This is a genomic window from Rathayibacter tanaceti (genome assembly GCF_001634385.1).
Lineage (GTDB): Bacteria > Actinomycetota > Actinomycetes > Actinomycetales > Microbacteriaceae > Rathayibacter > Rathayibacter tanaceti.
On the sequence record NZ_LIIN01000122.1, the window covers coordinates 1 to 8,384 of the forward strand.

Sequence of the window (8,384 nt, forward strand, 5' to 3'; positions counted from 1 at the left end):
CCGGTGCCGTCTCGTCGATCGGGCCACCGGTAGCCCTGGCCAGCTTCGACGCAGTCACGGCGGGGCGGGCACCGGCCGCGAACAGGTACTGCTCGATCGCGTCCAGAAGGGCCTCGCCCTCCTCCCCCGCGGCATCGACCAGCTCGACCTCCCACTCGCGCCAGCGCCGCTCGCGGCCGGTGCGCTGGTCGCGGGCGATCACGAGGTCGTCGGCGATCTCGGCGAGCTCCCGCCCCTCGGCATCGCGCACGCGGGTGATCGAGCGGACCGTCTCGAGCAGCGCCAGCGGTTCGAGCGGTGCGCGCCCGACGTAGCCGAGGACGGGCTCGCGGACACCGGCGGGCACCGTCCGCGTCTCGGTCAGCGGAGCATGGATCTCGGTGCGCCCCGAGGACCCGGGGAGCTTCACGTGCCAGCCCTGGTCGGCGCCGCCCTCGCGGCGGCGGAGGGTGATGCGACCACGCGAGAGGGCGCGCTCGGCAGTGTCGAAGTAGTCGGCACGGAGGGTCACCGGCTCTTCTGGCAGGACGGAGGCGACGGGGCCGGCGCCGAGCAGGTCGGGGAGCCGCGTCTCGGCGTCCACGTCGTAGGTGCGCTCGACCTCGGTCTGCACACGCCGCGCACCGCCCGTCGAAGACGCCGCCGACTCGTTCTGCACACCGCTGACCATGCTCCATTGTGGACACGACCGGTGCGTCGCGGGGACCCGGGGCGGGGCCGGGCGGCTCGCTCTAGGCTGGCGGGATGACTGCGCCCGTTGCCCCTGTCGCCCGCCGCGTCCCCCTCGAGCGCCGCCACCACGGCGACCTGGTCGTCGACCAGTACGAGTGGCTGCGGCAGAAGGAGAGTCCCGAGGTGATCGCACACCTCGAGGCCGAGAACGCCTACACCGAGGCGGTGCTCGCCCCGCTCGCGCCGCTACGCGAGACCCTGTTCGAGGAGATCCGGTCGCGGACGAAGGAGACCGACCTGTCGGTCCCCGTCCGCGAGGGCGCGTGGTGGTACTTCTCGCGCTCCTACGAGGGCCGCCAGTACGCGGTACACTGCCGGGCCCCGATCAGCGGACCGGACGACTGGACGCCACCCTCGATCGCCGACGGCGCCGTGCTCGACGGCGAGCAGGTCGTCCTCGACGGCAATGCGGAGGCGGACGGGCACGACTTCTTCTCGCTCGGCAGCTTCGACCTCTCGGCGGACGGCCGCTACCTGCTCTACGGCACCGACGTCGAGGGCGACGAGCGCTACACCCTGCGCATCCGCGATCTGTCGACCGGCGAGGATCTGCCGGACGTGATCGAGGGCACGGGGGGCGGCGCCACCTTCGGCGCCGACGAGCGCTACGTCTTCTATCCCACGGTCGACGAGTCGTGGCGACCCGACACCGTCTGGCGGCACGCGGTCGGCACCGACTCCACCGCCGACGAGGTCGTCTTCGCGGAGCCGGACGAGCGCTACTGGATCGGGATCGGGCTCACCCGAAGCCGGCGCTTCCTCGTCATCGAGATCGGCAGCAAGATCACCAGCGAGTGCCTGCTGCTGGACGCGTCGGATCCGACCGGCGACTTCCGCTCCGTCTGGCCGCGGCGGGAGGGCGTCGAGTACGAGGTCGAGCACGCCGTTCTCGACGGGCGCGACCGCCTCCTCATCGTGCACAACGACGGAGCACTCGACTTCGAGATCGTCGAGGAGCCGGCCGACCTCTCCCTCGACGCCACCGAGCGGGCCCGCGAGCGGCGCGTGGTCGTCCCCCACCGAGAGGGCCGTCGCATCGAGGGGGTCGACGCCTTCGCCGGGCACGTCGTGGTCTCGTACCGCTGGGAGGGAGCGACGCGCCTCGGGCTCCTCCGCGAGGGAGGCGCGCAGTCGCGCCTCGACGAGATCCTCTTCGACGAGCCCCTCTACGACGCCGGTCTCGCCGGCAACCCCGAGTGGGAGCAGACGTCGCTCCGCCTGGCCTACACCTCGTTCGTCACCCCGTCGACGGTGCTCGCGCTCGACGTCGCGTCAGGCGAGCGGACCGTGCTCAAGCAGCAGCCGGTACTGGGCGATTACGACCCGGAGCGCTACGTGCAGCGGAGGGAGTGGGCGACCGCGCAGGACGGCACGCGGATCCCGCTGTCGCTGGTCTGGCGCCGCGACGCCGCCGATCCCGACTCGGCCCCGGCTCCCGTCCTGCTCTACGGCTACGGCTCGTACGAGGCGAGCATCGATCCGGGCTTCTCGATCCCCCGCCTCTCGCTGCTCGACCGCGGAGTCGTCTTCGCCATCGCGCACGTGCGCGGCGGCGGCGAGATGGGCCGCTCGTGGTACGAGAGCGGCAGGACCCTGCACAAGCGCACCACCTTCACCGACTTCGTCGACGCCGCCCAGCACCTCGTCGACGCGGGCTTCACCACTCCGGAGCGGCTGGTCGCGCAGGGCGGCTCGGCCGGCGGCCTGCTGATGGGCGCGGTCGCGAACCTCGCCCCGGAGTCGTTCGCCGGGATCCTCGCGCAGGTGCCGTTCGTGGACGCACTGACGTCGATCCTCGACCCGTCGCTGCCGCTGACCGTCATCGAGTGGGACGAGTGGGGCGACCCGCTGCACGACGCCGAGGTGTACGCCTACATGAAGTCGTACTCGCCCTACGAGAACGTGCGGGAGGGGGTGCGCTACCCGCGGATCCTCGCGACGACCAGCCTCAACGACACGCGCGTTCTCTACGTCGAGCCGGCCAAGTGGGTGGCACGGCTGCGCGAGGTCGGCGCTCCGGCGCTGCTGCGCACCGAGATGTCGGCCGGACACGGCGGAGTCAGCGGGCGCTACGAGCGCTGGCGGGAGGTCGCGTTCGAGTACGCCTGGACGCTGGACGTGCTCGGGCTGGCCTGAGCGCGGGTCTCTCACGTGGGCCGGCCCGCGAATCGACGCGGAACGGGCTCCCCAATGTCGGCAGGCCCCGTTCGACGCCCACTCGCGCTCGCACTCCAGCGGGACGCGCCGGCTGCGGTGGACCGCAAGCCCCCTCGCGGGTCGTCCGCGGCGCGTAGGGTTCGGGGTGCCGACGGAGGGAAGAGCATGAGCGCAGGCCTGTCGATCGACCGGATCGCCGCATGGGTGGCTGACCAGAGGTGGTACGCGAGCAAGGGGCGGCGCCCCGAGCTGGAGGTCCGCGGCGCCTGGTCGCTGCGGCCGGAGGGCGGCGAGGTGGTGGACCATCTCATCATCGACCGCGCGGGCACGAGTCCGGTGCTCTACCAGGTGCCGGTGACCGTGCACCCCGGGCCGGTCGCCGGACTCGAGGACGCGCTGGTCTACTCCGACGGCGAGCGCTGGGTGTACGACGCCCCGCGCGACCCCTTCTTCGCCCGGGCCCTGCTCGGGATGATCGCCGACTCCGGCCGCTCCGACGCCGACGGCGCAGAGGGCGGCGCGCGAGCCGAGGGCTACCGGCAGGCCGGAGCCGTCATCGGTGCCTTCGCCTCCTCGCGGGTGCTCAGCGGCGAACAGTCGAACACCTCCGTGATCGTGCAGACCCTCGCGGAGGACGGGTCGGCCGGCACCCCCGTCATCGTCAAGGTGTTCCGCGCGCTGCACCACGGCGACAACCCGGACGTGACCGTCCAGTCGGCCCTGAACGCGGCCGGCAGCGCGCTCGTGCCGCCCGTGATCGGGAACGTCACCGGCGAGTGGGATGACCGGGGCGAACCGAGCGGACGAGCATTCGGGCACCTCGCCTTCGCCCAGGAGTTCCTCCCCGACGTGCAGGACGCCTGGCGCGTCGCCCTGGAGGCCGTCGCCGCCGACTCCGACTTCACCGGCCCCGCACGGGCTCTCGGCCGCGCCACCGCCGAGGTTCACGCCACCCTCGCCGACGTCATGCCCACCGAAGACACCACGCCCGAGGTCGTCGAACGGATGATCGCGACCATGCGGCGCAGGCTGCGGATCGCCTCCGCGGAGGTGCCCGTCGTCGCCCAGGACGCGGAGGCGATCGACGCGGTGTTCCGCGCCGCTGAGAGCGCGCCGTGGCCGAGGCTGCAGCGGATCCACGGCGACTACCACCTCGGCCAGGTGCTCTCGGTGCCGGACCGCGGCTGGGTGCTCCTCGACTTCGAGGGCGAGCCGCTGCGGCCCATGCACGAGCGGCGGCTGCCGGACGTCGCCCTGCGCGACGTCGCAGGCATGCTCCGCTCGTTCGACTACGCTGCGGGGGCGCACGAGCAGGCGGCTCCCGGCGCTCCCGGGCGGACTGGGCGGCCGCGAGCAGGACCGCGTTCCTCGAGGGGTACACCGAGCGCGCCGGCGACGCGGTCACCGCTCACCGCGCCGTCCTCGATGCGTTCGAGCTCGACAAAGCGATCTACGAGGCGATCTACGAGGCGCGCAACCGCCCCGAGTGGCTGTCGATCCCCGTCGCAGCGGTGCAGCGGCTCGCCGGACGCTCCTAGGGTGGCTGGCATGAGCGACGACAAGAAGCCCCTCGACCCGCTGGAGGACTTCAGCATCCCGGGCGACACCGACCTGCACGTGACAGGAGACGCCTCGGGCGCAGACGGCGAGGAGGTCGCCGAGCCGGACGAGGACTCGGACGGCTCCCGCACGACCTGAGCGCTCGGGCGCCGAGCGCTCAGGTCATGAGCGCCGTCTCAACCGCGGAGTCTCAGAGCCAGCCCCAGCGCTGGAACAGGCGGTGCAGCACCACGCTGGACGCGACCATCGCGGCGAGCGCCGCCGGATAGCCCCACGGCACATGCAGCTCGGGCATCACATCGAAGTTCATGCCGTAGATGCTCGAGATCATGGTCGGCGCGAAAAAGATGGCCGCCCACGCCGAGATCCGCTTGACCTCGTCGTTCTGCTGGTTGCCCACCTCCGCCAGCTTCTTCATGTCCTCGTTCTGCCGCTGGGCGACGAGGGTGGCGTTCACGGCGAGGATCTCGCGCAGCGTGGTCCGGAAGCCGTCGACGCGCTCGGTGACGACCGCGACATGGTCGGCGACGTCGCGGATGTAGCGGCGCAGCTCCACGTCAGACTGGAACACTTCGAAGTCGGTGACGAGGCGTCCCAGCATCCCGGTCAGCGGGGCGACCGCGCGCTGGAAGTCGAGCACCTCCTGGCTCAGCTCGTAGATGCGGCGCGACACCGCGGGGTCACCCTCGAAGACCTGCGCCTCGATCTCGTCGATGTCATTCTCGAGGCCCGCGACCACGGGCGAGTACTGATCGACGACGGCATCGAGGATCGCGTAGAGCACGGCGACCGGGCCGATGCGCAGCAGGTCCGGGTCGGCCTCCATCCGCCGGCGAACCAGCGAGAGGTCGGGCTTCTCGGAGTGTCGGACCGTGACGACGAAGTTGGGGCCGACGAACAGGTGCAGCTCGCCGAAGTCGACCTCCTCGCGCTGGTCGGAGTAGCTGGCGGCGCGCAGCACGACGAACATGTCGCTGCCGTAGCGCTCGAGCTTGGGCCGCTGATGCGCGCTGATCGCGTCCTCGAGGGCGAGCGGGTGCATCGAGAACTCGTCCTCGAGTGCGGCGAGCTCGGCCGCGGTCGGTCGGTAGAGGCCGATCCAGGCCATGGCGTCGGGCAGCTCCTGCAGCGCGGCGAGCGCCTCCGGGATGCTGCCCGGCGAGACGACGCGGCGGCCGTCCTGGTAGATCGCGTTGTCGACCGTGCTGGTGCGGGCGGGCTCCTCCTCGGGGAGGATCCGCTGGATCGGCGCCGTGTCCTCGGCGGCCGCTCGGGTTCGCGAGCCGAGGCCGAGGATCGTCGCGGGGACGCGGGGCAGCTTCACGACCATCTCCTCTGTTCGACCGACGCCTATTGTGCACCCGCCGGTGAACGGGAGGTGTCCGGGCGCCACGCCGAGCGTCGATGCGTGTCGGGGGTGCTCACTAGCCTGGAGGCATCCCCATGACCGACCAGAGGAAGGACGAGCGTGAGACTGCTGCACACCTCCGACTGGCACATCGGCCGCACCTTCCACGGGCATTCGACGGTCGCCGCGCTCGGCGAGGTGCTCGAGGCCCTGGTCGAGACGGTGCGCTCCGAGCGCGTCGACGCGGTGCTCGTCGCGGGCGACGTCTTCGACTCCGCCGTGCCCGCGGCCGAGCATTACACGCTGCTGACCCGCGTGCTGGAGGCGATCCGCGCCGCCGGCGCCGAGGTGGTGCTGACGAGCGGCAACCACGACTCCCCCGCGAGGTTGGGCTTCCAGGCCGGTCTGCTGCGCTCGGCCGGGGTGCACGTGCTGACCGACCCGGAGGCGTACGCCGAGCCGGTCGTCCTGCGCGACCGAGCGGGTCTCGAGGTCGGCGTCCACGGCATCCCCTTCCTCGAGCCTGCTCTCTACCGCCACCGGCACCCGGAGGAGCCGTTGCGCCGCCACGAGGACGTTCTCGCGTTCGCGATGCGGCGAGTGCGCGCCTCCGCCGAGGCCGCAGGCCGGCCCTGGGTGGTGCTCGCGCACTGCTTCGCTGTCGGCGCGCCGGCGGCGGTGCTCGAGCGGGACATCACCGCCGGCGGCTCGACTACGTCTCGGTCGAGCACTTCGCCGACGCCGACTACGCCGCGCTCGGCCACCTGCACGGGCGGGCCGAGCTGCGGCCGGGGGTCCGATACTCCGGGGCGCCGCTGCACTACTCGTTCGGGGAGGCGGGGAAGCCCCGCGGCTGCTGGCTCGTCGAGCTCGGGGCCGACGGGCTCGAGGAGGTGCGCTGGTCACCGCTGCCGGTCCCCCGCCGGCTCAGCGTGATCGAGGGGCGGCTCGACGAGCTGCTGGCCGACCCCGGGCTCGCCACGATCGAGCACGACTGGGTGTCGGCCGTGCTGACCGACGAGGTCCGCCCGCTCGACGCGATGGCGCTCCTCCAGTCGCGGTTCCCCGGCTGCGTCGCCCTCGAGCACCGGCCGCCGGGTGCGCCGGCCGCCGCGTCGAGCGCCTACGCCGAGCGGATCCGCGGGCGCAGCGACGTCGAGATCGTCGACGACTTCCTCTCCCATGTGCGCGGCAGCGGCGCCTCCGAGGCCGAGCGCGAGATCGTGCTCGAGGCTCTCGCCGCTCTCGACGCCGAGGCTCTGCGGTGAGGATCCGGCGCCTCTCCTTCGCCGGGCTCGGACCGTTCCGCGACCGGCAGGAGATCGACTTCGACCGGCTGGAGGACGTCGGCATCTACCTGATCGCGGGCCGCACCGGAGCGGGCAAGTCGACGATCCTCGACGCGATCGGCTTCGCCCTCTACGGGTCGGTGCCCCGCTTCGACGGCACGTCCGCGAGGCTCCGCAGTGATCACAGTGCGCCCGAGGACGAGACCTTCGCCGAGCTCGACTTCGAGGTCGCTGGACGGCTGTACCGGGTCAGGCGCTCGCCCGAGTACGAGCGGCCCGCCAAGCGCGGCGGAGGCACGACGCGCCAGGCGGCGAAGGTGTCGCTCCTCGAGCGGGTCGACGGCGCCTGGAGCGGAATCTCGTCGAGCGCGAAGGAGACGGGCGTCGAGATCGGCCGCATCGTCGGCCTGACGAAGGACCAGTTCCTCCAGGTCATCCTGCTCGCGCAGAACCGCTTCCACGAATTCCTGCTCGCCAAGAACGACGATCGGCAGCGGCTGCTGCGCACCCTCTTCGCGACCGAGCGGTACGAGCTGCTGCGTCGGCGCCTCCTCGACCAGCTGCACGAGAGCGCCGCCGGGCTCGAGGAGGAACGGGCCGCGGTCGCCGCCCTCGCCGACGAAGCGCGCCGTCTCGGCGAGGTCGAAGAAGAGGCAGCGACTCCCGACGCCGCCTGGTTCGCGAGCCTCGTCGCGGCCCTCGAGCCACGGCTGGCCGAGACCCGGGCCGAGGTCGAGCGTGCCGATACGCTGCACGACGGGTCGCGTGCCGCCCTCGAGGCCGCCGTGCTCGTCCGCCGGGCCCAGGAGCGGCGATCGCGCGCCCTCCGCGAGAGCGAGGAGCTCGCGGTCGCCGAGGTCGTCGTCGTCACGCAGCGCGAACGCCTCGAGCAGGCCCGCAGGGCAGAGGGCGTCCTGCCCGTGCTGCGGGCGTCCGCCTCCGCACGAGACGCCGCCGACGCGGCGAGCGCGGCGCGGGAGCGAGCCGCAGAGCGGTTCCGCTCGGTCATCGGCGGGAGCGCCGACGGCGACTCGGCCACCCGGGAGCGGAGGCTCTCGGCGGCCGGCTGGGGGCCCTGGCCGAGGCGCTCGTCGAGGAGCGGCGGATCCCCGGGGCCGAGAAGGCGGCCGAGCACGCGGAGCAGGCGCGCAGCGAGGCGCTGGCCGCTGTGGAGCTGCTCGACGGCGAGCTGCGGGTGCTGCCCGAGCGACTCGAGGCGATCGGCGCCGAGGAGGAGTCGCTGAGCCCCGTGGCCGCGACCGTCCCCTCCCGCGAGGTGGAGCTCGTCGCCCTCGAGG

7 protein-coding genes are annotated in these 8,384 nt (G+C 72.7%); 5 read left to right on the top strand and 2 right to left on the bottom strand.

Going from position 1 to position 8,384, the window contains the following annotated elements; all coding sequences use genetic code 11:
• Window positions 1-670 (bottom strand): CYTH domain-containing protein (locus ACH61_RS12645; RefSeq protein ID WP_068212528.1); only part of this gene is annotated, 670 nt, incomplete at its 3' end.
• Window positions 671-744: 74 nt separating this feature from the next.
• On the opposite strand from ACH61_RS12645, the gene ACH61_RS12650 reads away from it, so the two are divergent.
• A complete protein-coding gene (locus ACH61_RS12650) occupies window positions 745-2,868 on the top strand; it encodes a S9 family peptidase (RefSeq protein WP_068212530.1) in 2,124 nt (707 codons plus the stop codon).
• A gap of 186 nt (window positions 2,869-3,054) precedes the next feature.
• Window positions 3,055-4,587, top strand: coding sequence for a maltokinase N-terminal cap-like domain-containing protein (locus ACH61_RS12655; RefSeq protein WP_236713678.1), 1,533 nt, complete (start codon window positions 3,055-3,057; stop codon window positions 4,585-4,587).
• Between the two features lie 52 nt (window positions 4,588-4,639).
• Here the strand turns inward: ACH61_RS12655 and ACH61_RS12660 are convergent, their stop codons facing one another.
• The gene (locus tag ACH61_RS12660; protein WP_082845247.1) at window positions 4,640-5,779 is read right to left on the bottom strand and encodes a magnesium and cobalt transport protein CorA; all 1,140 of its coding nucleotides are present in this window, start codon (window positions 5,777-5,779) and stop codon (window positions 4,640-4,642) included.
• A gap of 138 nt (window positions 5,780-5,917) precedes the next feature.
• Between ACH61_RS12660 and ACH61_RS12665 the strand changes: the two genes are divergently transcribed.
• The 3 genes from ACH61_RS12665 to ACH61_RS12670 are packed head-to-tail and all read left to right on the top strand — an operon-like array spanning window position 5,918 to window position 8,330.
• Window positions 5,918-6,733 (top strand): metallophosphoesterase family protein, encoded by an 816-nt coding sequence (locus ACH61_RS12665; protein WP_330220165.1) that lies wholly within the window; start codon window positions 5,918-5,920, stop codon window positions 6,731-6,733.
• On the top strand, window positions 6,691-7,065 hold the full coding sequence (locus ACH61_RS19100; RefSeq protein ID WP_330220166.1) for an exonuclease SbcCD subunit D C-terminal domain-containing protein: 375 nt from the start codon (window positions 6,691-6,693) through the stop codon (window positions 7,063-7,065). Before ACH61_RS12665 ends, ACH61_RS19100 begins: the two co-directional genes overlap by 43 nt.
• The gene (locus ACH61_RS12670) at window positions 7,062-8,330 is read left to right on the top strand and encodes an AAA family ATPase (protein WP_068212532.1); all 1,269 of its coding nucleotides are present in this window, start codon (window positions 7,062-7,064) and stop codon (window positions 8,328-8,330) included. The genes ACH61_RS19100 and ACH61_RS12670 overlap by 4 nt, the downstream gene beginning before the upstream one ends.
• Window positions 8,331-8,384 lie beyond the last annotated feature (54 nt).